The sequence below is a fragment of the Candidatus Fokinia cryptica genome (assembly GCF_034359305.1).
GTDB classification, from domain to species: domain Bacteria; phylum Pseudomonadota; class Alphaproteobacteria; order Rickettsiales; family Midichloriaceae; genus Fokinia; species Fokinia crypta.
On the sequence record NZ_CP110343.1, the window covers coordinates 677919 to 703791 of the forward strand.

The window sequence follows — 25873 nt, forward strand, 5'->3', positions numbered from 1 at the left end:
AATTCTCATAGTGATTAATTGTTATTATCTCCATAAAAACAATGCACTATGCTCACAATTGTGATATCTTTTACTTTATTATATAGAATTTTTTATGCTTCATCATCATGAAGGAGATAACCATCCACTTCTTCGATAAGGATAATAATAAAATAACTGTACAAGCAACGGTCGGTTTATCTATACTAGAGGTAGCAAGGAAGTTTCATATACCAATTGAAGGTGCATGCGAAGGTGCACTAGCATGTTCTACATGTCATATAATACTGCAACAAGAAACATATACTAAATTAAGTAAACCATCTTCCGAAGAAGATGATATGTTGGATTTAGCTTTTGGACTTACCTCTACTTCTAGGTTAGGGTGCCAAGTAATAGTAACACAGGAACTTGATAATGCCGTAATTAAGTTACCAAGATGTACCAGAAATGTACTAATATAATTCAACACACTTTACATATATTTCATATCAGTTATCATGATATAAAGGTTACATAAAGACTATTAATGACTTGGCTTTCTAAGAGCTCCATTAATCCTAGAGCCATATTTGTATTATTGGTAGCAATGGCAAAAGGAGTCGTTATAAGTTTCAAAACGTTATTGTTGGATTCGTACTACTCAATACCAGATATAAAAGCAAAACTACGTGCGCCAGTTGAAGCGCAATACTCCATTATGCAATATCACTTTCTTAAGTGCAATTTTCGAGATGCTATCTTCAGAGCATGGATATTAACGAAATTTCTTAAACATCATACTCCGGAAATAGATTACATAACTGGAGTTTCCTACTTTCACATAAAAAAATATCATAAAGCTATACCGGCACTACAAAAATACCTACTACATGGTAAACAACCTCATACGTCTGAAGTAAAAACACTACTACTTATTTCTAGTGCAACCCTTATTGAAAAAACTGAACTCCCCTACCCAATATTACAACAATTTAAGGCCATTCTATTAGAAACAATTATTAATAGAACGTCATTTTCTATATTAAAGTATATTTCATGTAAATTTTTTAAACCTGATCCATATATAATTCATTGGAATATTGCATCTTCAATAAAAAAAATCATCCCTCAAAAGACAAACACAATATTAATAGATATTCAATTTTTATATTCTCTTTCAGGACTATATTTAAAAGATGAAATGGAGAACTGTTTGTTGATCGGTGTAGATTACGATAAAAAAATGCTACCTAAGTATAGTAGTCTCCCTCACATAACTGAATTGACATCACCAATAAAATTTATGTCAATGCTTTTAGATGGAAAAAAAAGCACACCTCAAAACACTCAAAACATCATAGGATATGATAAAATTGTCAATATTATACCATTTGAAAAGGCATCATACGTAATTTTATTTTGCGATGTAATGACATATCATGCAAATTGGGTAACATTATTATCGAATGCGTGTAAAAAACTCTCTAAGGATTCACATATAATTGTTACATTTCGTACTTTAAATGGTATTACTGATGCAGCATATCATCAAGAACATATGATGTTATATGAAGAGGAATTTGTTAAGAATGAACTTTTAGATATCGGAATAATAACCGAAAGTTCATATCATATCGATAATTATGCAATTTTATCTGATAAAAAATATGATACAGTACTGCTGATAGCAAAGAAAAAATAACACATATCTAATAATACGACTTCAACTATGATAAGATTTATCGAAAATATTATTTAAAATAATGATATTGTGAAGTTACAAATTATTGAATGTCTTCGAGATATCAGAAAAAAATATGAGGGATATAATTTATGCTTCATTTCTGATTATCCAATAGACAGTGATGAGTTATTTCATACAATCGCCACACAGAAATTACTATATTGTAATTCCGTCTCATTTATCAGCTGTTACGATTTTTTAAGTGACGTCAAGACGAAGGTTTTATCTAATACATATGAGATACACTACCAGAAAATCTCATTAATACTAAACAGTAGTAATACAACACCTATAATATCTATACAGGATGCTATTCTCGCTACAGCTTTATATCATGTGTTACATAACTTAGTATACACTTCTAATAATGCTTACAGCAAACTTGCGTTATACGAAAATAATGATGAATTTAAAACATTTATCGAAACCATATGCGATATTCAAAATGTGGACTCTCCATGGAAGAGACTAAAATCAATTGAAAATTGTATTATAGTAACTGTAGAACCGATCAATGATAAATGTTTATTAAAGAAATTTTCAAAATATCACATAAAATCCGAACCAATAAATGAACTAAAACACCAAAATATAGAGTCAATACCTTTTGAAAATTTAGAATATGAGCAATTAAATGAAAAACATTTATACGTTATTTCTAATGATGCTAGATATATAAATTTAATAATAGCTAAATTATATCAAAATCCGCCAATACCAAGCTATGAACAACCAACGTTCTTTGAAACTCTTAATAAGATGTCATACATCCTATCATCCTTAGAGAAAAATGAATGTCTTCATAGCAAACTTACAGCAATACTATTTGCAAGCAATATTCATAAATCTTTGATATTAAAATTATTAAATATAATTCAAAAAAAAGATTTTTCATCCATAACAGATATAACAAATTTCCTACAAAATGATGCTACGCTAGCAGAAGAATTTGATATACAAAGAGTAGTAAAAATCACTGAGATTATCGCAAGACTATACGACAGTTTGGAAAATGAACTAATTGAAACTTTTAATACAACACTTCAACTAGCAAATGCCCTGAATGAGAATGATACAATTTCCTTTAAAAGCTATAGACCAATAGTAAAAATGCTGAGTATCATTTCTCAATTTATCGACTGCAAATTAATCAAACTTCAAGAATTCATTAACATATTACGTATTGTCAATACTCCAACAATAATACATTACAAAAATATATCATTTTTCTCTATTTATTACTTTCTTAAAATAGCTAATATCGATAAAGATAGTATTATATATTTTCCACTTAATAAAAACACTGAAACAGCCCAATCTAGTACAGAAAAATCCAATATCGCACAGTTAATACTAAATAAAGCACATCAAAATAAATGCATTATAGACGAATCGTCGACTGCACCTCATTCGTCACAAGAAACACATATTAAAACAAGAAACGCATTTCGTTTGAAAACTCCATCTTTTCTATCTCCAAATACATTCTTTGATCTCGTATATTATCCAGAAAATTACTATTTAAGACTATATAGCAATAAAAATGTTGAACTTTCATCACATTCTCTTAATAGAAAAAAGTTAGAAAAAGTCTGTGAAAGTTCATTATTTGATGAAAATCTCAATAAAGAAAAAAAAGAACTTATCAATTTTCTTGAGTTACATATTCCTCAAATATCAGAAAATATAAAAAGTTATAATACTGAAATATTGCATAATAATCATAATATAAAGCTACAAGCAAAAATTTCTGAACTCACTGTACAGGACAATAAAGTAAAATTTACACATTTTTCTAAATCTCAACCTCTATTTTTAAACAAAAATTCATATGCATCAGAAAATTATAAGGAAAATTGTGACTATAAACTATTACTTAAGGTAGTAGTAGGATATTCTAATCAACTTGGAGCAGAACTTGACGATATTGTAATAGTAAAATCTTTCTCTATCAAAAACTCAATCAATAAGTACTATATCAAAAATGATGAAGTTTATCTCTCGTATAGGAAAAGCTTGGAAGTATTAAAAAACGTGTTAATATTCTATGAGGATAAAGAACTAAACTTAGATTATGAAAGATATATCAAGTATTTTCTGTTTCACAGAAGGACGAGAAAATGGTAATGATATTCTTTCCCAAAGTGGCATTACCACACATTGGAAGGATATAGTAGGTTCTGATATAGGTACATGTACTACTCCTGTAAAGTTATCCTACACTGCAAACTTAACAATTGGAATGTCAACGCAACGATCTGAAGCACTAGAAAAAAAAAGAACTTGCATATTAATCTTAAAGTTACATAACCCAAGTTTTGTGCTGAAAATTAAGCTAAATGAGCAATTAATAGTAGAAAGAGTGAATACATATGTAGGAGAATCTCTCATATCCTCTATCTCTTGCAACGTTTAGAGTACATTGAGTAATAATTCTATTAAGTATCTAGTTGCTAGTATGCTTAATCCAGCATAAATACCAGCAACTACGTCATCTAACATCACACCAAACGCATTATGCATCTCCATATCTATCTTATATATTGGAAATGGCTTTATAATATCAAAAATCCTAAAGAATACGAAAGCTATGGCAAATTCTGTGAAATATGAATTGAGCATTTCTATATGTAACTTTTCAGACAGAAAGATTAAATCATGAAAGCAAATTGACAAACATACAATTATACCTAAAACTTCATCTATTACTATAGAGCTATTATCAACTTTTTCTTTAGATATTTTGCCATTATTTTTCCAAAAAGTAATAGAAATTAACCCAATTATAAAAATCAATACCCCTATTCCAAATAACATTATTACAGTTTTCCAGTAACTGTAGTGCATTACTCTAACTGCAACATATATCGGAAATCCCACCAAAGTTCCGATCGTACCGCTTGCAACAGGAAAGTATCCAACACCAAAACAAGTATTGAGAATTATAGCAAACTTATAAGCTATCTTTCTATAAATCGAAAAAATTAGTGTTTTCATTATCTGAACGCGTAAAAATTTTACATCCATTCTTTGTAATTCCTATAGTATGTTCAAACTGAGCAGATAACGTTCGATCTTTAGTTATTACCGTCCATCCATCTTTCATTAAAGCTGTTTCAGCTTTACCTACATTAAGCATTGGCTCAATTGTAATACACATTCCTTCTTCTAAAATTATTTGAGATGCATCTTCACAATAGTAATGTGGCACGATCGGCTCATCATGAAACACACGTCCTATACCATGACCACAATATTCATGCACAACTGAATATCCATATTTTTTCGCTTCTTCTTGAATAATTGCTCCTATACTAGAGAGTTTTACACCAGCTTTCACTACACTTATTCCTTTCATCATTGCATTATATGTGACTTGTGTGAGCCTTTTGGCAATAACTGGAACTGCATTACTAGCAAAATACGTACGACTCGCGTCAGCATACCAACCATCTAATATCACCGTAATATCCACATTCAATATATCCGTATCTCGTAATATCTTATCTTTTGACGGAATACCATGACAAACAACGTGATTTACAGAAGTGCATACAGATTTTGTGAAGCCGTTATATCCTAAAGAAGCTGATTTAGCACCTGCAAGTGAAATTTTTTCAGCACAAAAATCATCAATATCAGCGGTAGAAATACCACTTTTTATAAAATCATTTAATTCATCTAATATAGATGCCACTAACTTACCAGCTCTTCCCATGTACTCAAAATCCTCAAGAGAATACCTATTCATTTCTAAAATTCATATAGTTTAAAAAAATGCTCCAATAACTGTTCGGAAGTAAAACAAGCCTCTATGTTACCTATAGTAGCAACTGACATATTACCACCACCTTTCCCACCTACAATCTCAAGCATTCTATCTACAACATCTTTAGCACTAATGCTATTTTCTAATGAAACTGAGAACACATCTAAAAAGGCTATTCCTGAAATTACATTACGTTGGTATATCAAAAATATCTTTGGTAAAACATTATCGGTACTCAACTTTTTCTTAATTTCCTTTCCAGCCTCAGATAACATAATCTTAGAAGAACCTTCTATACATATAGCATAAACAAATACTTTTGTTAATTTGGCAAATAAGAACTCTCGCTTAGCAACATCAGCACTATTTACGGCTTCTCTTATTCTAAGAGTATTAATATCTCTCTCTAAAGATTTATACTCAGATTGTAAAGTCTTTATCTTATCCAGCAACTCATGAGGTTTACATTTTAAAGATAAAACACATTCTCTAATAATTTCATCAAACGTAGTAAACATTTCAAATGCAGATTCACCAGTCACACACTCAATTCTTCTAATACCCGACGCCACTGATGATTCTCCAATTATCTTAAATATCCCTATTACTCCTGTACTATTAACATGTGTACCACAACATAGCTCTATAGATTGACCTATACGTACCACTCTTACCTCATCACCATATAATTCTTCAGCTAGACTTAATGCTCCATCTCGTATAGCTGCATCATAACTAGCATTAGTTACTATAACTGGAATATTTTCTCTTATTATAGCATTTACTCTCGTTTCTATCGTTAATCTTTGTTCTTTAGAAAGTGGTACATCCGATGCAAAATCAAACCTCAATCTTTCAGATGTAACAGATGAGCCCTTTTGTATAATATGTTCTCCTAGAACATCACGCATCACCCTTTGCATAATATGAGTTGCTGAATGATTTGCGGCAATTTTTTTTCTCCTACTATAATCCACCAATAGTGTCACAGTACTAGCATTAGTGTAAGCATTACTCAAAATACTGTGAATTCGATCTCGTGGTGCCAAAATGTGTCCTACAATCTCAGAAACTACAATAGTATTTATAACTTCAAAATTTTCCCCATCTATCATGATAAAACCGCTATCTCCTATCTGACCACCAGATTCTGGATAAAATGGAGTAGCATCAAAAACTACAACATAAGATTCTTTATCTGCAATTTTATGATAGCCTATAATCTTTGCTGTATACAAATTTTCATTGTCTGTTAGCTGATAACACATCATTTTAGGTACATGACCATTTTCCTTTAGCTCCAGCATAAAATGCTCTATACTAGAACTTTGTTGCACTCTAAAGCTAGAATGAGCCTTAGATCTCTGTTTCTGTTCAGCAAGTAATGCTTCAAATCTTTCTTCTTCTACAATCATGTTTTGCTCTCTCGCAGTATCTTTTATTATATCGTATGGAAAACCATATGTATCATGTAATTGAAATACCAAATCTCCACTCAATACATTTTTCCCTTCTATAAGAAGCTTAGAAAGGTGCTCTTGTAATATTCTCATACCCACTGTTAGGGTCATACCAAAGCGCTCTTCTTCCTTCTTAATATCAATGGAAATCTGTGGATTGTGTATAAAAGAACATACTTCACTCATTCTGTTCATTACTACCACAGCTATAAGTTCCAGTACAGGTTCTTTTATTCCATGTATATGCAGGTACCTCATAGCTCTTCTAATAATTCGTCTCAACACATAACCACGTCCCTCGTTTGAAACAGAAATATTATCATGCATCATAAAACACGCAGCTCTCATATGATCAGCGATTATTTTGAGCATACGTTTAAATTCATGAGGAAGTAGACGCCAATCATCGCAATACTTAAAATATCCTACATTTTGTATTATTCTAAAAATATCACCAATAATATCCAAAAAAATATCTATGTGAAAATTATCAGTAACACCCTGCAAAGCAGCTGCTAATCTCTCTACGCCTATTCCGGTATCAATACATTTTTTTGGTAATTCTATTAGTGTTCCATCGGATAATTTCTCATACTGCATAAAAACTAAACTCCATATTTCAACAAAGCGTTCTCCATCAACACCATATTCTGAAATTGAGCAATCGAAACTTTCCCCATTATCATAGAAAATATCCATGCATGGTCCACAAGGACCGTCATTTCCCATTGACCAAAAGTTATCATTACTTTTAATTTTTAATATCCTACTTTCGGCAAATCCTGTAATTTTCTTACATAAATCAAAAGCTTCTTCGTCATCATAATACACAGATATCATTAATCTGCGCTTATCTATACATATTTCTTCTAAAAATTTCCAAGCATACAATATAGCTTCTTCCTTAAAGTAGTTGTCGAAAGAAAAATTTCCAAGCATCTGAAAAAACGTGTGATGCCGCGCAGTATATCCTACATTTTCTAAATCGTTATGCTTACCTCCTGCCCTTACACATCTTTGACAAGTTGCAACGCTCTTATATAGTGGTACTTCCGCTCTTGTAAACCATTTTTTGAACTGCACCATACCAGAATTTACAAACATCATTGATGGATCATTCGGCAATACAAGAGGGCTAGAATCAAGTACTTTATGATCAAAACTCTCGAAAAAAGATAAAAAGCGAGCTATCAGTTCTTTAGTTTTCATAGAACTATTTTAATGAAGACAGGACAAGTAATAACCGCCTCCCTTCTGCCTTAACATCAGAATCAATTTTAGAATACTCTTTCAGATCTACTTTTAAACGATCTAAAAGTTTTATTCCAAGATCTTTATACATAATCTCTCTTCCTTTAAATTCAAGTATAACCTTCACTTTATGCGAATCTTGGAGGAAACGAATAGCATTATTTAACTTAACATCATAGTCCCCTTTTGCAATATTAGGACGAAATTTAATCTCTTTAACTTCAATAAATTTTTGTTTTTTCTTTGTTTCCTGCAATTTTTTCTGTTGAGCATATTTATACTTTCCAAAATCTATTATCTTACACACTGGTGGTTGCATATTTGGAGATATTTCTACCAAATCCATCCCCGCATTTTGAGCCATTTTCAGTGCTTTTGTTAAATCAAATTTGCCAAGTAGTGCTCCATCAGCACCAACTACAGCAACGATAGGAGCAGTAATTTGCTCATTAATTCTATTACTAACGCTCATTTAAATCGACTTCTAGAAAATCAATAACATAAAAAAGAGTACAAGGAATTATACAACATATAATGTTTCTCATAAAGCAATAACTTGAGTCATGATGCTATTACATCATTTTTGTTGCACATAAGTACCAGGAGTGCAACATATTTTCAACTTATTAATCTCATCAATAGATTCTGATTTAGCTTTTTCACCGCTTAATTTATTCTCATTTAACCATTCAGCTAAATGAGTCCACCATGAACAATTAAACTTAGTGGCACTTTTATTCCAAAAATCAGGATCACTATGATACTTATCACAAACGAAATACCCATATTTCTTTTTATAAGGAGGATTAACTATCCCTGCCACATGACCAGACTCTGTCAATACAAAACGGCTCATAGCATTATTAGAACATAATAAATGAGTTTTATGTATAGCTTTCCATGGTGCTATATGATCTTCTTTTGCAGCAAGATTATATACTGGAACTGATATTTTATTTATATCTATAGTACTTCCCATACACGAGTAAGTGCCCTTTATTAATTCGTTATTCTGATAAAAGTGCCGAAGGTAGCTTTTGTGCATTTTAAATGGTAAGCGAGTACAATCAGCGTTCCAATACAATATATCGAAAGCTGAAGGTTGCTTACCTAGCATATAATTATTTATGTAGTAGTACCATAACATATCGTTAGCCTTGAGTATGCTAAATGTACTAAACATCGCATTACCATCCAAATATCCCTTTTCATCCATATGTTTTTCTAGCTTATCTAAAATTTGATTATCTATAAAAACAGATACCTCTCCAGAATCTGAAAAATCGAGCAATGTAGTCAATAGAATAAGAGAATTAATTGGATTATTCAGCTTAACTTCCATATATGATGCAATTATTGCGGATATAATGCCGCCTAAGCAGTACCCTATCAGATTAATTTTTACTTGACCTGTAATTTCCTTTACTTTATTTATCGCCTCTATAGCTCCATCTTTTATATAATCTTCTAAATCTACGTCTCTATATGAGGCATCAGGATTCACCCAAGAGATCACAAATACTGTATGTCCCTGCTCTACTAAGTATGAGACGAAAGAATTTTTTTCTTGTAAATCAAGTATATAGTACTTATTGATCCATGCAGTACATATAAGTATTGGAACTGTAAAAACAGTTTCAGTTTTAGGGTAATATCTTAGCAATTCAAACATTCTATTCTTAAATACCACAACCCCTTTTGTATAGGCGATATTTTCTCCAACCTTAAACGCTTCATCTGGTACAGTACTAATTTGCACCCAGAAATTGTCGTATTTTTCTATATCATGTAAAAGATTTTTAGCACCATTTTTTAGATTTTCACCTAATGTACTAGCAATACTTTCGAGAATTTCTTGATTATAAGATATAAAGTTAGTAGGACGGAACGTAAGTATCGTTTGCTTATAACAGAATTTTAAAAACCTCAACTCTTGTAATGTAATTGAATGAACTGCATTAGAACATTTTTGGAGATTTTCATAATTTTCTACTGTTTTTACAATACTATTAGAAATCTTGTCGTATGCTTCTAGTATATCTTTTGAGGCTTTCGAGTTATTGTCTTTCGCAAAGTTACTAGTATTAAATGGAGAATTATAAGCATTGAGGTAATGCTCTAAGAAATATTTATAAGACTCACTAACATAGCCATGTACGTGAGGGTGCAATTGAGAACTGTAGAATGCTACATTCTCTGGTATCATCCAGAATTTTCCATTTATAGCTATGAATTTCTCATAAAACACACCACCAATATCCATCATCAAGGAATTCTTACTTAACTTTGTAAGTAGCTTCACAAGAGCATAACTATATAACAGAGATGATTGATACAAATTATTTTGAAGAGTTGAGATATTACAACAATTTTCAAGGGATTTTAGAGAGTTCTGTAGGAAGAACATATAGCTCACCTAGTGGCAATTGATACTGCTAGAAATAGTGTATTATGTATAAAAAAAATATGCAAGCATATAAAAGTCATCTTACATTAGATGTAAGTATAATAATTTACAGTATACTAAGCGATTCGAAATATTTTACACCTTCAAAAGTTACTATCCTTCCTCTAGGAGTTTTCGTAATAAATCCTATCTGTATCAAGTATGGCTCTATATCATCTTCCACAGTATCCACAGATTCAGAAAGAGCTGTCGCTATACTTTCAATTCCTATTGGGGTACCTCTACAATATCTTACAAGATATGTCATATATTTATAATCCAAACTATCTAATCCTATATTATCGATCTTTAATGCAGATAATGCCTCTCCTACCATATCACGAGATATAGTACTATTTATTCCATTTTTTATCTCGCATAAATCTCTTATTCTTCTTAATAATCTAATTGAAATCCTTGGAGTACCACGCGATGCCTTAGCTATAAATTCACATCCCTCCATCTCAATAACCATACCAAGTCGCTGAGATACATTCTTCACAATTAACTCCAGTTCCTTTACTGAATAAAAATCTAATTTCAGTGGAATGCCAAATCTATCTTTCAAAGGTTTTGTAAGCATACCAGTTCTAGTAGTTGCTCCAATGAACGTAAAACGTGGTATTTGCATTCTATAAGATTTCGCAGTAGGGCCATCTCCTATAATGAGATCTATATAAAAAGACTCAAGAGCAGAATATAGAACTTCTTCCACATTTTTATTCATCCGATGTATTTCGTCTACAAACAGTACTTCATTTGCTTTTAAATTGCTCAATATAGCTGCAAGCTCCCCAACTTTGTTTATTAAAGGCCCTGACATAGCCTTAATATTCACATTTAGTTCATTCGCAATGATATGAGATAGTGTGGTTTTCCCTAAACCGGGAGGACCATATATCAGTATATGATCCAACGGCTCCCCTCTATTTCTAGCAGCCTGTATGAAAATTTTTAAATTTTCCATATTAGCACCTTGTCCAACAAAGTCTTTGAGGTATTTAGGGCGTGCATCTAACTCCCCTCTACTATCCTGAGCACTTGAATTACGAACAGGAAAATTGATTTCATCAATATCGCTTTTTTTCACAGTAAAAATCTATGAAAGAAAAGAGTAACTATTTCTACTCTCATAATCCTCATTAAAATAAAGTAGAAACATGTAAGAACTAAAATAACTAAACATAATCCAAGTAAACTACCTATAACGTAAACACTTTTCAATATCAGTATAACTATGCTGAAAATTATACCACACAGAAGTACCTTTGAACATTCTTTCAAAAAATGTTTACCGATATTTATATAATTCTTTTTCAGTGAATAAAGAAATAATACTATTATTTCTACCGTTAAAGAGATAAATGAAGCAATTATAACAGCCTTATCGTCACAAGATGAAGATAATAACATTATTATCATCACTTGCACTATAATCCCTATTGATGCTACTACTATCGGCATTACAGTATTATGCATAGCATGAAATATCGTAATAAATAGCCTTATTATAATTGCAGGAAGCACTATTAAAGCTAACATCTTTAATATTAAACCGGAACGTTGAATCGAATTTTCATCAAAAGCCCCATATCCTAAAAGATATCGTATTAGTTCCGTACTAAATAAGCAGATCCCTATGGTAGATGGAATACCAAGAGCTATACTCCAAATTATTCCTCTTTCTACAAGAAGAAACATACTTTTACTTGTATGTTTCTGTTCTTCAGAAAGCATACTAGGTATCAAAGGTAGAATAATAGTACCAAGAGTAGTACCAATTAGAGCTACTGGAAGCTGGATAATTCTATCTGCAAAGTAAAAATACGATATAGAATTCTGATAATTAGACAAATAAATCATCGTAATATAACTATTAGCTTGGCGTAATACCGCGAAAACTATATTACGAAAGAATTTTGTTTGAAAAATTTTCAAATATTGACGTGGAAATATGCTATAAGATAGCCTTACATTTTTCTTTTTAAGCCAGTATAACATCCAAATAAATTCTAAAAATCCTCCCAATACTACAGCATACGCTAGACTAAGCAATGCTGACTTTAGCTGACGATCGTATAGCGTAATCCAATATAAAACTGCAATGAGTACAAAATTTAATATTACTTGAGTAAAAGGATAATATTGGTAGAATTTCATCGAATTAAGAATGCTACCATAAAAACAAGTCAGAGACATGAAGAATGAATACACAAACATTATTCTAGATGTACTAACTGCTATTTTAGCGGTACTAGGATTACCATAAAGTCCAGGAGATACTACTTCTACAATCAGTGGCATACATATCTCGTACAGTAACAACACAATAATCGAAACAAATATCAGTATAAAATGTAATTGACCCAATAATTGCTCTTCTCCACCAATACGTCTTTTTCTTATCTCGTTCAAAGTAGGAACTAACGCATTATTAAATGCTCCATCTCCTAGTACACTTCTCCAAAAAAATGGCAATCTAAGACCTAATATGAATACATCACTTATAAAGCCAATCCCCACTACTGTACCCAAACAATAATCTCTAAGATAACCTATAATACGCGATACAAATGTTATACTTCCCAACTTTAGGGCACGACTAAACATTTTTCTTACTTGAAAAATTCTACTCTCTACTATATAGATCCACTATACTTCCTAGATACATTTAAGTCGAGTAAGAAGCACAACAACGTGACTAACCGATATTCTAAGAGTAATATACTATCAGCAAGGTTACCTTCCATGGATTATCTTACTATAGTAGTTACATTTATACTGTGTGGAGTAGGATTACTACTTCTTAGTACCGCAAGTCCAGCAAGCACACAAAGATTAGGCATATCCGAACCTTTTCATTTCTTCCATCGACAGCTTATTTTTACTCTCGTAGGTGTTGTTGTGCTCTTTGCTACAGCATTTGCAAATAGAACATTTTATACGAAAGTAGCTTACATGTCCTTCATAATAGGCCTAGTGTTGCTACTTGCTGTACTCATTTTCGGCGAAGTAGTAAATGGCTCTAAGAGATGGCTTAATATTTTGGGCTTTTCTATACAACCAACAGAACTATTGAAACCATTTTATGTTATTGTAACGGCACGTCTTATGTCGAAGGACGATTTTGTAGAAAATGCTCATTATATATTTTTATTTCACTCAGCAGTAGCACTGCTGATAGTAGTGCAACCAGATTTCGGTATGGCAATGACGTTTACTGCAGTATTTTTCATGCAACTTCTATGCTCTAATTTGCCATTTCTCAGTCTAATTAAGTATGTGTTATTCACATCTTCCATACTGCCATTAGCGTATATAATGCTCCCTCATGTAAGAAAAAGAGTAGCACTATTTCTACGTTCCGATACAGATCATCTATCGCTTGGGTATCAATCTACAAAATCGATGTTATCATACGTTAAAGGAAGCTGGTTTGGCTCTGGCTTAGGAGAAGGAAAAATAAAATATCAATTACCTGACTCTCATACCGATTACATATTCGCCGTCGCAGCTGAAGAATTTGGTTCAATTTTATGTTGTGCTATAGTAATGCTTTATGCAACAGTAGTAGCAAGGGGCATGATAAAAGCTATACGCTCCACCGATAAATTTTGTACACTAGTAATCGTTGGGTGTATCGGATATATTGCATTTCAATCAATTTTCAATATATCAGTTACACTTTCAATACTACCAAGTAAAGGTATGACATTGCCTTTGATTAGTTATGGAGGTTCAGCTATGATAGGGGCATGTGTTCTGCTTGGTACTTACTTAAATTATTCCAAGCAAGAGGTATCTAAAAAAAGAATAAATGCACATATTCATATGTAAAAATTTGCTCGAAAAATGAATGAAAAAGAAACACTCTTGAGATTTGAGCGTAATCTTCAAGAATTATCAAACCTTACAAAGGAATTGAATGAGGAGAATACTCCACTCTCTAGTACTATAGAGCTTTATGAGAAAGGGATGAAGTTATGTAAAGAGTGCTATGCCGATTTAGAATGCATAAAAAAAATTATAGAGGTACTTCAAGACAATCATCAATCAATAAGTATAACTTCTGACACTAAAGCTCTTTCCTTTGAAAAAGCATATAAAAAAATAGAGGAAATATCACAAAGTAGCACAAGTAGACTTGAAGAAGCCTTTGAAAAAGCATGTATAGTACGTGAACTGAAGGCACACTGTGATAACTTATTGAGCTCTATGAAAGTAAAAATACTAGAAACGAAATCGAATGAAGAATCGAATATCGTTAAGAAATCTGACTTACAAGATAGATATTCTCAAAGTTATAACTCTGACTCGTACGATAAACATTTATCTTAATATGAGTTGTTGCGCAAAACTAAAAAGCAGTAGTACGCTTCTGTATTCTACTGCTTTGTTGCTTGGAGTACTAGCAGGTATCACTCATATCGACGGTATACTTGTAATATCTGAGGTAGTTGCAGAAATATTTATGCGAATCTTTAAATGCCTCAGCATACCTGTGATCTGTACAGTATTAATTTCAACAATAGCTAATATAGATAACACAACTGCAAAGAAGTTTACAATTCAAGTAGTGCTATATTCTATTATTACAACATTACTTTCAGCGTTCGTCGCTCTCATACTATACATGATCGTAATGAATCAGCACAACAACAACGAAGAAGTATCAGCAACTACAAATATTATAAACAATACCACAACATACTCCCAACATATTATAAGTAGTTTTCCATCTCATATACACGAGCCTTTTATACAGCATAATGTTATAGGAGCTCTGATTATTGCACTAGCCTTCGGTTTCGGTATAAAAATCTTGGAAAAAAACGGTCAAGACAGCACTTTGAAGAAGGTTGTAAATGATATAAAAGAATTACTTATGATAATCACTAGATGGATTATAAAAATCTTACCAATAGGAGTATTTGCATTTACAGCATTAGCAATTACTAAATTCAACATTAGTACTTTAAACGAAGGAATAGTTGGTTATATAAGCGTAGTGATAGGAGCAAATTTAATACATGGCTTTTTAATACTCCCTATGTTGTTGGTTTTTCATAAAATCTCACCAATTACAATGCTTAAAAATTCAACTCTAGCTCTATCTACTGCATTTTTTTCAAAATCCTCCAGCGGTACCTTACCTATAACAATGCAAGTTGCTGAAAGTAAATTAGGTATAAGTCATACAGTCACTAAGTTTACACTACCATTATGCACAAGCATTAACATGAACGGGTGTGCAGCTTTTATATTCACCACAACAATATTTGTTATGGAAAGTAACGGCATTCATATCTCTTTTTTAGAAATGGCACTTTGGACTGTAATAGCCACAATAGCCGCAATAGGAAATGCAGGAATACCAATGGGTTGCTTTTTCCTAAGTTTCAGCTTTTTATCAGGTATGAATCTCAATATATCATTACTTAGTATTATACTACCTTTCTATACTATACTCGATATGATAGAAACAGCGTTAAACGTCTGGTCAGATATTTGTATCACAAAAATTATAGATGTAAAAAATAGAGCAACACATACTGGATAAATTCCCATGTAGGATAAACCTTTTACACATGATAGTTCTCTGAATACAAATTTCCACAACAGAATATATTGATTTTTTCAATCATAGTGTATAGCTTACGGTGTATGTGTCGCACGATATTAGTGTTTTCGTCCGGCAGGAGGAGTGTAGCTCAACTGGTAGAGCGTCGGTCTCCAAAACCGAAGGTTGGGGGTTCAAGACCTCTCGCTCCTGCCAATATTCTGTTAATTATGTTAAATATGGCAATTACATCTTCCACCATACTGAGCTCTCAAATAGCATATGATTTCGTACTCCCAAGTACTGATGGGAAGATATATGAACTAGATGATATAGCACTAAGAAAAGGTTTTGTTATAGCTTTTATATGTAATCACTGCCCATATGTAAAATCTATCATAGAAAAGTTGGTAACACTCAGTAAGGATTTAGCGGATATCGATATTGGTTTTGTTGGCATTAATTCGAATGACGAAACTGAGTACCCAGAAGACTCGTTTGAAATGATGAAAAAATTTGTAGAAGAACATAGTATAAATTTCCCGTATCTACATGATCAAAGTCAGGAAGTAGCGAAAAAGTACGGAGCTGTATGTACCCCTGATTTCTTTGGATACAATTCAGATAAGATGCTTGTTTATAAAGGACGTTTAGACGCTTCTCAAAAAAACAATATACATGATGCAGAAAGAGAGTTATTTAATGCCATGTGGGAAGTAGCTCAAAGCGGTAATTTCACCGGTACTCAAAACGCTAGCATTGGTTGCTCCATAAAATGGAAAAAGAGTGCATAATTGCTACAACCATGGCTTGAAATTGTAAAAAACAAAAAATTTAGATTTAAAAAATTAATAATACATCTTTTTAGTATAGTAATTTTCTATTCTTACCAAAGTAGCATTTTAGTTATAAGATCATCACAATAACGAAAAGATAATTCTTTTATTTTTTTAATAATAAATTAATATATCGTTCAAATATTTAGTTAGATCAATAAACTATTTTATTAACACTTATACGTCTCTCGGGAAATGACGTTTTTGAGGTAATATTCTTTAATTCCGAAAGTGGTAATATTTCATTCACTATATACGCCATCTTATTATTAAAAATTTTATATCTTCAAAAGGCATGATAGATAAAAATTATCAAAATTCATATTCACTATAAATTCAACACCATCACTTTTATCACAATAAAAAAATACTACTATGCTATCAGAGTGATATGTTTAGCGACATTTTTAGGCGATTATCACAAGTGGAAATAATATGTTTTTAAAAAAGTTTTCTCTTGAAATGACGTTCTTTTTATTGTAGAAAGGACTAGAAGAAATTAAAGTGACAATTATTGCATATTCATAGTAGCATGTTATCATATACAGAGATTACGAAGTATTCATCTTTGCTAAAAAGTGAGGATTACATGGGAGAAATACAGATTTCTTTTTTTAAACAAGTGCTACTAAAATGGAAGGAAAATATATTATCTCAGCGTGCTGATAATTTTTCACAAAGTACGGCATTAAATTCTTGCACTATTATTGCAACAAACAACTCATTGATTTTAGAAATAGATTCAGCTTTGGAGAGGATACGTGAGGGAAGTTATGGCTATTGTTATAAAAGTGGTAGAGAAATTGGACTTGAGCGTTTACTTGCAAATCCTCTTGCAACTCTTACTATAGAAGAACAAGAAAAGGCAGAAAAGAACACTAAAAATAATATTAAATATTATACTGTAGTACAATTCAGCTCAGCATTACATGAAGCTGAAGAAGAATAAAAGGATATTTTTTAACTTTAAAATAAATAATCTTAGGAATGATTTTTACATAATCTTGATATAAAAATATTAATTAATTTTTAATACGCTATTACATTTCAACACCTCTTCCGGATCGCTAGTAAATGATCCATCAGACGTCTGATACCTATCACACCCTTGCCCAGCTATAATAAGTATATCATTTTTCTCCAGTAAATTAAATCCGTATTGTATTGCTTCTTGCCTATTTGCTATGGAAATCCCATTAATACAAGTTGTCATTATTTCCTTTCTAATATTGCCTGGATCTTCCGAACGTGGATTATCATCTGTAACTATGCAAATATCAGCATATTCGTGACAAATTTGCCCCATAACACTTCTTTTAGTTGAATCTCTATCACCACCACACCCAAATACTATAATTATTTTCGAATCTGCAGCAAAACGATCACTACGTACCATAAAATTTTTCGTTTCAAGTAAAAGAGTTAGTATTGCATGTGAAGTATGAGCATAATCTACTATTACAATGGAATCGGTATTATTTTTATGACACACCACTTCACATCTTCCGGGCGGAGCTATTATATTTTGAATATTTTTCGCTACAGTATTAATTAATTCTATAACATCATCATCATTCATAAATGACGCCACTAATAAGCCAAATGCACATGTTATATTCTGTATCTGAAAAAATGGTAAAAAACGATGTAAAAAATGTACTATATGGTTACATACTTTAATATTAAATGTTACATCTTTACTAGGATTAAATTCTCCGATACTAATATCAGACTCTTCATTTTCCCCATAAGTAATATATCTCACCCTATCGGTACATAGACAATCAACTATCTTAGAATAGTACTCTACATCCCTATTCAGTACGATATACTTATCCGTATTCGTAATAAAATCCTTCAGAAAATTTACTTTTGTGGAGAAATATTCTTCTACAGTATGATGATAATCTAAATGATCTGAAGTGATATTAGTTAATCCTAAAGACTCAAACACCACTTCATTTACTCGTGATTGTGCGATTGCATGACTTGATACTTCTAGTGTTGCGTATTGAATACCATTAACGCTTAAATCACGGAGTATTCTATGTAGAGTAAAAGCATCCGGCGTTGTAAGAGAACTAACTTCACATTCGTAAAAATTTTTCATAGTAAATTTTGACGTTTCGGGATGAAATTCAAATATCTTTACCCCTATTGAACCTATATATCCTACCTTGAGAAATTTTGCAGCAAGCATTTGAGCTAAAAATATGCAAGTAGATGTTTTTCCATCAGTACCTGTCACACCAAATATCTTAGGTTGAGTATATTCATAAACACAAGCGGCAATCTGACTCTTTATTTTATATAAGTCGTCAGTAATATATATTATTTTTTCATGCTTTACATCGATACTCATTAGATCATCAACAAGTCTCGTGAAATCATTAATATTTGATGGATTGCTGATGATAATGTATTTTATGTGTGAAGCTCTCACATGCTCAAAAACGGCATTATTCCTATGCTTACTAATACCGTACTGAAAAAAATAAATGCTACTATATGCATTATTATCATTTTTTATTGTTGCTATAATCTCGTTTAAATCACATATAATACGCATATTCATTTCAACTTCTAAAAAGTGGATATGTATTCCTTTACTGTGATACTAACATCAAAGATATTAAATGTCATGGCTTCCATGGAACATAGTATCTTGATTTCTAATTTAGAAAAAGCATTATTAATGCAACGGACGTGTTGAATTTTATAGATTATAGCAATTACATATCGCGCAGTGTACTCGCGTGCCTTCTCAAAACTCTTATAATGGATAGGGTACCTAATGCCGTATTAATAGAGATAGAACGCATTTATAGCTTAAGTGTCGGTCTGAAAATCTCTCTCTTGATTTTTTCTGGAATTTTGAAAAACAAGAAAGCACATACATTAGACCTTACTATATCTTACTTCCTTCACAATTTCAGAGCATTATTTGAAAAACATGATTTAGATAAACTTCTGAATCATCCTGATCTGTTAATACTGAGTGGAACGTACAACGATAAGCATTGTTCCCCTAAAGTTATGGAAGGTATATTTATGGAAGATGTAAAGAAAATATCAAACTTCATATCTCTTGCACCATACGATAAGAAAAAAGTGATATTTATTCACGATATCTCAACAATTACTACTAACGCAGCCAATGCTCTTTTAAAAAATATAGAAGATGCTTCACCAGACACCACAATAGTGATAACTATGTCTAAGCGTACAACAGTACCAGAAACAATCTTATCTAGATGTGTGATTTTTAAATTTGTAAGTACGTCATTGAAAGACGCTAGAGATTCTATGGATTCTGAGGTATTCAAAAAATTTGAGATGATATTTAATTTATGTGAGGGAGATCTTAATTTTGTAAATTACGCTATAATGCTTTTGCTTGAAGATTGTAATGCTGGATATGCAGGTACTGTTGCTAAGAATATCATATTTACTATGGAAATATATTCTAATGAAGATACTGATTTCCCCAAAGTTCTTTGGAAAAAAGCTGAAATATTGCTGAACTTTTTAAGAAATTTCATTAGTAAAGTAAAAATTGAAAGAATATTGAAAGAGGAAAGAATGCTAAAGAAGACGATAGTGTTCTTTACTCATGAGATATTGATAGAATTTTCATGTAAATTATTTAAAAACGTAGAAACTACCACAAATTTTGTATTGCAGATGCAAAATACCACAATTTCTAAGATATTAAACGATTATATGACTCTTTTAAGCTTAGAGCATGAAGACTTAGACGAACATGTGATGCTATACAATACCGCACATAAATGCGCTAAGATATTAGAGAAATTACTATCACTGCGAAAAAACACGCCTTGAAGTGACATAAAGAGATGTTCATCAGGTAACATATGGGACGACTCCATATGTTAGCCTGAAGGCCTGTTATTTTAGAAAGAATAGCCCATTCCTAATACAATCATCGTGTGCTCTTTGCTTTGAAAGTTAAGATTTTTAATTCCTATTATCTTTTCTGTAGTATCAACATTGAAGAGCTGTCCTCTTTGGACAACTTGAGCACTATTAACAGGTAAACAATATCCTTGAGGAGATACTCCGTAATATTGAGAGTTTTGGTCAAACTCCACCTGTTTTGTAGATTGCCTAAAAGTAAATATCGAAGAATTTATCGGCAAATCTCCATTTAAGTGCAAACTCAGCACTCCTAAAGAAACTGTTAAACCACTAGAAAATCTCGTTTGTAACCCTACAGCATAACTCCAGTACGGCGAAATTTTTCCTTTAGATATCGGACTATTATATGATGGACCGATATTTTTCGCTTGTATTATGCCCTTTCCGCCGTTTATAGGACTTTTACATTGTTCATCATTATATAATTCACCATATATGGTACTTTCTTCGAATTTCGAAGTAATGTTACTACCATGAAATTTAAGATAAGTATTCGCCATTCCAGTACTCAATTGAGCATATGCTCCAATAGCACATTCGTAATGATCGACAAGATATAACACGGAAAGCCTACTATTAAGACCACACTGTGATTCATACAGTGCAAAACTCAAGTAGCTAGATTCTGGAGAACTATATCGCATAGCTCCTTCTGCTCCAATTCCAAATATTACTCTCAAATTCTCATTTTTAGCAATAAAATTGTATCTTCCTGCAAGAGTAAAGTATATCTGAGAAGCATTATTTAGTTCTATATTTTGCTGTTCAGACGGCTGATAAAAATTATTCCTATAGTAATATCTTGGATTATATTCTGAAATATCAGCACTTCCTCTGATAACATCGTCAGTTCCAAATTTTGTACCAAACATCGCCTCCAGATCTATTTTCCCAAATAAACTTTCCTCCCCTTCTTTCACTTTCTTTTCTCCGCCAAAATACTTTTTCTCAACTGCCATCTCTATAATGGGTGAGTCAGGGGATTGCGATGCCTGAGAAGCGGTAGAAAATTTACTCTGCATCAAGAGATAACATCCAAAACATTGGAAAGATATCAGTGCTAATTTACTTACGTATCTCATACGTATAACATGTTAGTTAAAATTATTCGTAAATAATATTGCCATATAAGGAAAAGTAAATAACGACTTACAGCCTCTTAACAATAGAATTGTCACAATGGAACTTTTTGATTTTTTAAAAACTACTTCACTCTATGCATTTCAAATCTATGACTTTGAGATACATTTTACATCACTCGCACTTTCCATGTTCTTGAGTGTGTTCTCTGTAATTGTAGTACTTGGCGTGTATATGTTTCCGGCATGGAAAACAACGGTATCAAAAGACGATTTTAAAAGCAGTATAGCTCTAAAAGAGTGGAAAAAAAAAGAAATGAAGAAATTTATCCCTCATTACCCTCAAATAATTTGTGAAACGATATATGAGTTTGTAGAAGAGATAGCAAATGGTACGATAGGTAAAGAAGATACAAAAAAATTTGTGAGCTTTGGAATAACACTGTTTACTTTCATACTTTTTTGCAATGCGTTGGGCATATTCCACTCTATTGCCCCTGTCACAAGTAATTTTTTAATCAACTCATATATCAGTATTTTTTTATTCATGTCCACCACTGCAATAGGAATACTGAAAAATGGATTGAAGTTTGGACGTTTATTCTTACCTAAAAACGTTCCATTACCTTTAGCACCTCTACTATTTTTAATAGAATTCTTCACCTATTTTACCCGTCCTATCACTCTTGCTTTGAGATTAGCTGCAAATGTTATTGCTGGTCATATTATAACAGGAGTGGCAGTAAATGTTGTAGCATCTGCAGATGTTGTACTGAAAATATTACCATTTGCCGGAGTCGTATTACTTAATGGATTTGAAATTTTTGTGGCAGTATTACAAGCGTATATATTTACCATGCTATCCTTTGTATATCTAGGCACAGTAAAGGATGTAGATCATTAAACTACATAAAACTTGCTCTTGATATTACTACATAAAATGCTATAGAGTACTGGCTGTAAGTCGTTCGTAATGAAAATAGTTTTGGCATGACACTGCGTAGGATTAGGATAGCATTAAAGTCCTTCGATGAGACATTGATACAGAGGGCGTCAATGCAGATAATTTCTTCCGCTCAGTCTAACGGTGCGTCTGTAAAAGGACCAATACCGCTACCAACAAGAAAAAAGATATTCACCGTCAATAGATCCCCTCATGTAGATAAAAAATCTAGAGAACAGTTCGAATTGAGTTGCCATAAGAGAATGTGTGATATATATGTTACTTCAGAGGCCATCGTAGGCTTAATGGAAGCTTTTAAAGCTCTTGAATTGCCTGCCGGAGTCGAGGTTTTTATTAAATAATTTTTTGTTTTTTTGAGTGATTGATGTTTTCGTAATAGTGCAGTGTGCTTTGGTTATTGCGATGCTGTTCATCACCATACTTATTTCTCACCCTGAAAATTCTGGAGAACTGGGTGCTGGATCTAATGATGGTAAGGATCAAGGAATGACTGGAGTAGCTAAAACAATGCTGGTCTTAGGATGCATTTTTATGCTTAATACACTACTTATTTCTAAGCTTTCTATCGTTATGCACTCTCCCAATAGTGCTTATGAGAAAGACTTTAACGATATGTAATTTCATAGCGTATTTATTTGCATATATAATTCGCTATGCCATGTTTCGCTTTTTCCGTGGTTTTTGTATAAGTATTTTAGGATTATGATAACATTTTGCGGTGTAACTGTTGCGATGCCTAAAAGCAGTTGCGACGGACTGTCAGTCCTTTCTGAATATTTATCACATGAAAAAAGTGATGTAATAGCTATATTGATCAATGGAATTCCTTCAGACCTTAGTTCTATAATTCGAGAAGGTGACGTTATCGAAATAATAGAACCACATCAACAACTTGGATTAGATATTATTAGACATGATACAGCTCATATTCTTGCTGAAGCAGTAAAAGCTCTATACAGTAATGCAAAAATTGCTATAGGTCCTGTGATATCTGATGGTTTTTATTATGATATAGACTTACCTTTCTCTATATCCGCTGATGATTTACAGAAAATAGAACAGGAGATGCATCGCATTATTAGGAAAAATCAGCCTTTTATTAGGGAACTCACTACAATGGATGATGCGATCTCGATATTTGAGAATTTACAGGAGGATTATAAAATAGAGATCATTAAAGGTATTCAAGGTGAGTTGTCGATATATAAACATGGTGAATTTGTAGATTTGTGCAAAGGACCTCATGGGAATAATACTTTGCACCTTGGACATTTTAAACTTCTTTCGGTATCTGGAGCATACTGGAGAGGAGATAGTAAAAACAAAATGTTGCAAAGAATTTACGGAACTGCTTGGAATACAGCCGAAAAATTAAATGAGTATCTAGCTCTACTAGAAGAGCAGAAAAAAAGAGATCATAGAAAAATCGGAAAAGAGATGGAGCTTTTTCATCTATGCGAGGACTCTCCTGGTATGGTATTTTGGCATCGCGATGGCTGGAAGATATTTCAAGTATTGCTCCAATATATGAGAAGCATGAATATCTCTCATGGATATGAGGAAGTTAGCACGCCGGAGTTGTTAAGTAGTGCAATATGGCAAAAATCTGGACACTGGGATAAATTTCGACAAAACATGTTCGTTGCAAATGGATTTGATGATGAGCTATTGTACGCTGTAAAGCCAATGAGTTGCCCAGGATGCATAGAAATATTTAAACATAAATTTGACGGAGTAGTGAGTTATAGAGAACTACCAAAGAGAATTGCAGAATTTGGAAAAGTACATCGCTTCGAGAGTCATGGTTCTTTACTTGGGCTAATGCGTACTAGAGCTTTTACTCAAGACGATGCTCATATATTTTGTACTGAGGATAATATACTAAGCGAAGCAATGGCTGTATGCAAATTTGCAATGCAAGTATATCATGATTGTGGATTTCATGCTGACGATTTGCAATTTAAGCTTTCCGATCGACCAAGTTCAAGAGTGGGTAGCGATGAAAGCTGGGATATAGCAGAAAAATCTTTAGCTCAGGCTTTAGAGAATATGAACGTTAATTATTCAATAAATAAAGGAGAGGGAGCATTTTATGGCCCTAAGATAGAATTCGTACTAAAGGATTGCATGAAACGAGAATGGCAGTTGGGTACATTGCAAGTAGATCTCAATCTTGGATTGAGGCTTGGTGCTGTATACGTCGATAGCAATGGAGAAAGAAAGTATCCTGTTATATTGCATAGAGCTATTTTTGGTTCTTTCGAAAGATTTATAGGAATATTATTAGAGCATTATGCTGGTAAATTACCATTATGGATGGCACCAATACATGTTGCTATAATATGCGTCAGTGAAAAATTTTCTCACATGGCTGAAGAGGTAATGAACAAGCTTATCAGTAGTGGAGTAAGAGCTATACTAGACTTAAGTGATGAGACAGTCGGATATAAGGTCAGACGTAGTATGTTGAAAAAAGTACCATATATTATAGTAATAGGAGAAAAAGAAGTGCAAAGTGGTCTAATAGGTTTAGAAAATCCATATACTAAGGAGAAAGAAATGCTATGCCTTGAAGAATGTGAAAAGTTACTTTGTAAATTAATAACACATAAAATCTAGTTATAACTAGTTCAGCTATAAAATGAAGTAAAAGAGTGATTTCAAATAAGCCAAATGTATTCGTAATATTGACTTTAAAATATATTCGACTCGAAGATTTTTTTTTAAATAACAAAAATTAAGTAGGAAAGTTGCATTCAGGTTCTTTTATCAGGTTTTTCAAAGTATTCTTTTTTAGCTTAGGAAGTAATTACATAATGGCGTAGATCTATGTGCAATTCACAACAATAAATTTTAAAGCCATT

General features: G+C 32.2%; 23 protein-coding genes and 1 tRNA gene. 15 read left to right on the forward strand and 9 right to left on the reverse strand.

Features of this window, described 5'->3' with window-relative positions:
* The first annotated feature begins 104 nt into the window (after positions 1-104).
* The 4 genes from Fokcrypt_RS03035 to Fokcrypt_RS03050 all read left to right on the forward strand — a co-directional run bounded on the left by Fokcrypt_RS03035 (position 105) and on the right by Fokcrypt_RS03050 (position 4121).
* Positions 105-443, forward strand: coding sequence for a ferredoxin family 2Fe-2S iron-sulfur cluster binding protein (locus Fokcrypt_RS03035; RefSeq protein WP_410519737.1), 339 nt, complete (start codon positions 105-107; stop codon positions 441-443).
* Positions 444-568: 125 nt separating this feature from the next.
* Positions 569-1663, forward strand: a complete 1095-nt coding sequence (locus Fokcrypt_RS03040; protein WP_323722064.1) for a hypothetical protein — start codon at positions 569-571, stop codon at positions 1661-1663.
* Between the two features lie 69 nt (positions 1664-1732).
* Positions 1733-3832, forward strand: coding sequence for a hypothetical protein (locus tag Fokcrypt_RS03045; protein ID WP_323722065.1), 2100 nt, complete (start codon positions 1733-1735; stop codon positions 3830-3832).
* Positions 3780-4121, forward strand: coding sequence for a DciA family protein (locus tag Fokcrypt_RS03050; protein WP_323722066.1), 342 nt, complete (start codon positions 3780-3782; stop codon positions 4119-4121). Before Fokcrypt_RS03045 ends, Fokcrypt_RS03050 begins: the two co-directional genes overlap by 53 nt.
* Here Fokcrypt_RS03050 and Fokcrypt_RS03055 read toward each other — a convergent pair.
* From Fokcrypt_RS03055 to murJ, 7 genes are all read right to left on the reverse strand, one after another.
* Entirely contained in the window at positions 4118-4702 is a 585-nt protein-coding gene (locus Fokcrypt_RS03055; RefSeq protein WP_323722067.1) for a phosphatidylglycerophosphatase A family protein, read from the reverse strand. The two genes, Fokcrypt_RS03050 and Fokcrypt_RS03055, sit on opposite strands and share 4 nt — an antisense overlap.
* Positions 4674-5456 carry a type I methionyl aminopeptidase gene (gene map, locus Fokcrypt_RS03060; RefSeq protein WP_323722068.1) on the reverse strand — a complete coding sequence of 261 codons (783 nt, stop codon included), beginning with the start codon at positions 5454-5456 and terminating at the stop codon, positions 4674-4676. Before map ends, Fokcrypt_RS03055 begins: the two co-directional genes overlap by 29 nt.
* Positions 5457-5458: 2 nt before the next feature.
* A complete protein-coding gene (gene alaS / locus Fokcrypt_RS03065; protein ID WP_323722069.1) occupies positions 5459-8143 on the reverse strand; it encodes an alanine--tRNA ligase in 2685 nt (894 codons plus the stop codon).
* Positions 8144-8147: 4 nt separating this feature from the next.
* Positions 8148-8657 (reverse strand): translation initiation factor IF-3, encoded by a 510-nt coding sequence (gene infC / locus Fokcrypt_RS03070; RefSeq protein WP_323722070.1) that lies wholly within the window; start codon positions 8655-8657, stop codon positions 8148-8150.
* 105 nt (positions 8658-8762) lie between these two features.
* Complete coding sequence (locus tag Fokcrypt_RS03075) at positions 8763-10592, reverse strand: PHA/PHB synthase family protein (RefSeq protein WP_323722071.1); 1830 nt, start codon at positions 10590-10592, stop codon at positions 8763-8765.
* A gap of 106 nt (positions 10593-10698) precedes the next feature.
* Positions 10699-11697, reverse strand: a complete 999-nt coding sequence (gene ruvB / locus Fokcrypt_RS03080; RefSeq protein WP_323722524.1) for a Holliday junction branch migration DNA helicase RuvB — start codon at positions 11695-11697, stop codon at positions 10699-10701.
* Positions 11698-11717: 20 nt separating this feature from the next.
* Complete coding sequence (murJ, locus tag Fokcrypt_RS03085) at positions 11718-13241, reverse strand: murein biosynthesis integral membrane protein MurJ (protein ID WP_323722072.1); 1524 nt, start codon at positions 13239-13241, stop codon at positions 11718-11720.
* A 138-nt stretch (positions 13242-13379) separates the two neighbouring features.
* On the opposite strand from murJ, the gene Fokcrypt_RS03090 reads away from it, so the two are divergent.
* The 6 genes from Fokcrypt_RS03090 to Fokcrypt_RS03115 all read left to right on the forward strand — a co-directional run bounded on the left by Fokcrypt_RS03090 (position 13380) and on the right by Fokcrypt_RS03115 (position 17976).
* Positions 13380-14468 (forward strand): FtsW/RodA/SpoVE family cell cycle protein, encoded by a 1089-nt coding sequence (locus Fokcrypt_RS03090; protein WP_323722073.1) that lies wholly within the window; start codon positions 13380-13382, stop codon positions 14466-14468.
* A gap of 15 nt (positions 14469-14483) precedes the next feature.
* Complete coding sequence (gene xseB / locus Fokcrypt_RS03095; RefSeq protein WP_323722074.1) at positions 14484-14969, forward strand: exodeoxyribonuclease VII small subunit; 486 nt, start codon at positions 14484-14486, stop codon at positions 14967-14969.
* 1 nt (position 14970) lies between these two features.
* On the forward strand, positions 14971-16191 hold the full coding sequence (locus Fokcrypt_RS03100) for a dicarboxylate/amino acid:cation symporter (protein ID WP_323722075.1): 1221 nt from the start codon (positions 14971-14973) through the stop codon (positions 16189-16191).
* Between the two features lie 140 nt (positions 16192-16331).
* Positions 16332-16407, forward strand: a tRNA-Trp gene (locus Fokcrypt_RS03105).
* 23 nt (positions 16408-16430) lie between these two features.
* On the forward strand, positions 16431-16985 hold the full coding sequence (locus tag Fokcrypt_RS03110; protein WP_323722076.1) for a thioredoxin family protein: 555 nt from the start codon (positions 16431-16433) through the stop codon (positions 16983-16985).
* A 574-nt stretch (positions 16986-17559) separates the two neighbouring features.
* Positions 17560-17976: a TraR/DksA family transcriptional regulator gene (locus Fokcrypt_RS03115; protein ID WP_323722077.1), complete on the forward strand. Its 417-nt coding sequence runs from the start codon at positions 17560-17562 to the stop codon at positions 17974-17976.
* 69 nt (positions 17977-18045) lie between these two features.
* Here Fokcrypt_RS03115 and Fokcrypt_RS03120 read toward each other — a convergent pair whose 3' ends face one another.
* On the reverse strand, positions 18046-19602 hold the full coding sequence (locus Fokcrypt_RS03120; protein ID WP_323722078.1) for a Mur ligase family protein: 1557 nt from the start codon (positions 19600-19602) through the stop codon (positions 18046-18048).
* Positions 19603-19805: 203 nt separating this feature from the next.
* On the opposite strand from Fokcrypt_RS03120, the gene Fokcrypt_RS03125 reads away from it, so the two are divergent.
* Complete coding sequence (locus Fokcrypt_RS03125) at positions 19806-20870, forward strand: AAA family ATPase (RefSeq protein ID WP_323722079.1); 1065 nt, start codon at positions 19806-19808, stop codon at positions 20868-20870.
* Between the two features lie 71 nt (positions 20871-20941).
* Here the strand turns inward: Fokcrypt_RS03125 and Fokcrypt_RS03130 are convergent, their stop codons facing one another.
* Positions 20942-21988, reverse strand: a complete 1047-nt coding sequence (locus Fokcrypt_RS03130; protein ID WP_323722080.1) for a hypothetical protein — start codon at positions 21986-21988, stop codon at positions 20942-20944.
* A gap of 247 nt (positions 21989-22235) precedes the next feature.
* Between Fokcrypt_RS03130 and atpB the strand changes: the two genes are divergently transcribed.
* The 4 genes from atpB (at position 22236) to thrS (ending at position 25628) form a co-directional block, all read left to right on the forward strand.
* Positions 22236-22949 (forward strand): F0F1 ATP synthase subunit A, encoded by a 714-nt coding sequence (atpB, locus tag Fokcrypt_RS03135; RefSeq protein ID WP_410519725.1) that lies wholly within the window; start codon positions 22236-22238, stop codon positions 22947-22949.
* Positions 22950-23035: 86 nt separating this feature from the next.
* A complete protein-coding gene (rpsJ, locus tag Fokcrypt_RS03140) occupies positions 23036-23350 on the forward strand; it encodes a 30S ribosomal protein S10 (RefSeq protein WP_323722082.1) in 315 nt (104 codons plus the stop codon).
* Positions 23351-23411: 61 nt separating this feature from the next.
* A complete protein-coding gene (locus Fokcrypt_RS03145; protein ID WP_323722083.1) occupies positions 23412-23627 on the forward strand; it encodes a hypothetical protein in 216 nt (71 codons plus the stop codon).
* Between the two features lie 114 nt (positions 23628-23741).
* Complete coding sequence (gene thrS / locus Fokcrypt_RS03150) at positions 23742-25628, forward strand: threonine--tRNA ligase (protein WP_323722084.1); 1887 nt, start codon at positions 23742-23744, stop codon at positions 25626-25628.
* Positions 25629-25873 lie beyond the last annotated feature (245 nt).

Bases quoted from the DNA above. Each gene is read 5' to 3' on its own strand.
- Fokcrypt_RS03040 (WP_323722064.1), top strand. From the start codon at position 569: ATGGCAAAAGGAGTCGTTATAAGTTTCAAAACGTTATTGTTGGATTCG.
- Fokcrypt_RS03050 (WP_323722066.1), top strand. From the start codon at position 3,780: ATGAAAGATATATCAAGTATTTTCTGTTTCACAGAAGGACGAGAAAAT.
- Fokcrypt_RS03055 (WP_323722067.1), bottom strand. From the start codon at position 4,702: ATGAAAACACTAATTTTTTCGATTTATAGAAAGATAGCTTATAAGTTT.
- map (WP_323722068.1), bottom strand. From the start codon at position 5,456: ATGAATAGGTATTCTCTTGAGGATTTTGAGTACATGGGAAGAGCTGGT.
- alaS (WP_323722069.1), bottom strand. From the start codon at position 8,143: ATGAAAACTAAAGAACTGATAGCTCGCTTTTTATCTTTTTTCGAGAGT.
- infC (WP_323722070.1), bottom strand. From the start codon at position 8,657: ATGAGCGTTAGTAATAGAATTAATGAGCAAATTACTGCTCCTATCGTT.
- Fokcrypt_RS03075 (WP_323722071.1), bottom strand. From the start codon at position 10,592: ATGTTCTTCCTACAGAACTCTCTAAAATCCCTTGAAAATTGTTGTAAT.
- murJ (WP_323722072.1), bottom strand. From the start codon at position 13,241: ATGTTTAGTCGTGCCCTAAAGTTGGGAAGTATAACATTTGTATCGCGT.
- Fokcrypt_RS03090 (WP_323722073.1), top strand. From the start codon at position 13,380: ATGGATTATCTTACTATAGTAGTTACATTTATACTGTGTGGAGTAGGA.
- xseB (WP_323722074.1), top strand. From the start codon at position 14,484: ATGAATGAAAAAGAAACACTCTTGAGATTTGAGCGTAATCTTCAAGAA.
- Fokcrypt_RS03100 (WP_323722075.1), top strand. From the start codon at position 14,971: ATGAGTTGTTGCGCAAAACTAAAAAGCAGTAGTACGCTTCTGTATTCT.
- Fokcrypt_RS03110 (WP_323722076.1), top strand. From the start codon at position 16,431: ATGGCAATTACATCTTCCACCATACTGAGCTCTCAAATAGCATATGAT.
- Fokcrypt_RS03115 (WP_323722077.1), top strand. From the start codon at position 17,560: ATGTTATCATATACAGAGATTACGAAGTATTCATCTTTGCTAAAAAGT.
- Fokcrypt_RS03120 (WP_323722078.1), bottom strand. From the start codon at position 19,602: ATGAATATGCGTATTATATGTGATTTAAACGAGATTATAGCAACAATA.
- Fokcrypt_RS03125 (WP_323722079.1), top strand. From the start codon at position 19,806: ATGGATAGGGTACCTAATGCCGTATTAATAGAGATAGAACGCATTTAT.
- Fokcrypt_RS03130 (WP_323722080.1), bottom strand. From the start codon at position 21,988: ATGCAGAGTAAATTTTCTACCGCTTCTCAGGCATCGCAATCCCCTGAC.
- atpB (WP_410519725.1), top strand. From the start codon at position 22,236: ATGTTCTTGAGTGTGTTCTCTGTAATTGTAGTACTTGGCGTGTATATG.
- rpsJ (WP_323722082.1), top strand. From the start codon at position 23,036: ATGACACTGCGTAGGATTAGGATAGCATTAAAGTCCTTCGATGAGACA.
- Fokcrypt_RS03145 (WP_323722083.1), top strand. From the start codon at position 23,412: ATGCTGTTCATCACCATACTTATTTCTCACCCTGAAAATTCTGGAGAA.
- thrS (WP_323722084.1), top strand. From the start codon at position 23,742: ATGCCTAAAAGCAGTTGCGACGGACTGTCAGTCCTTTCTGAATATTTA.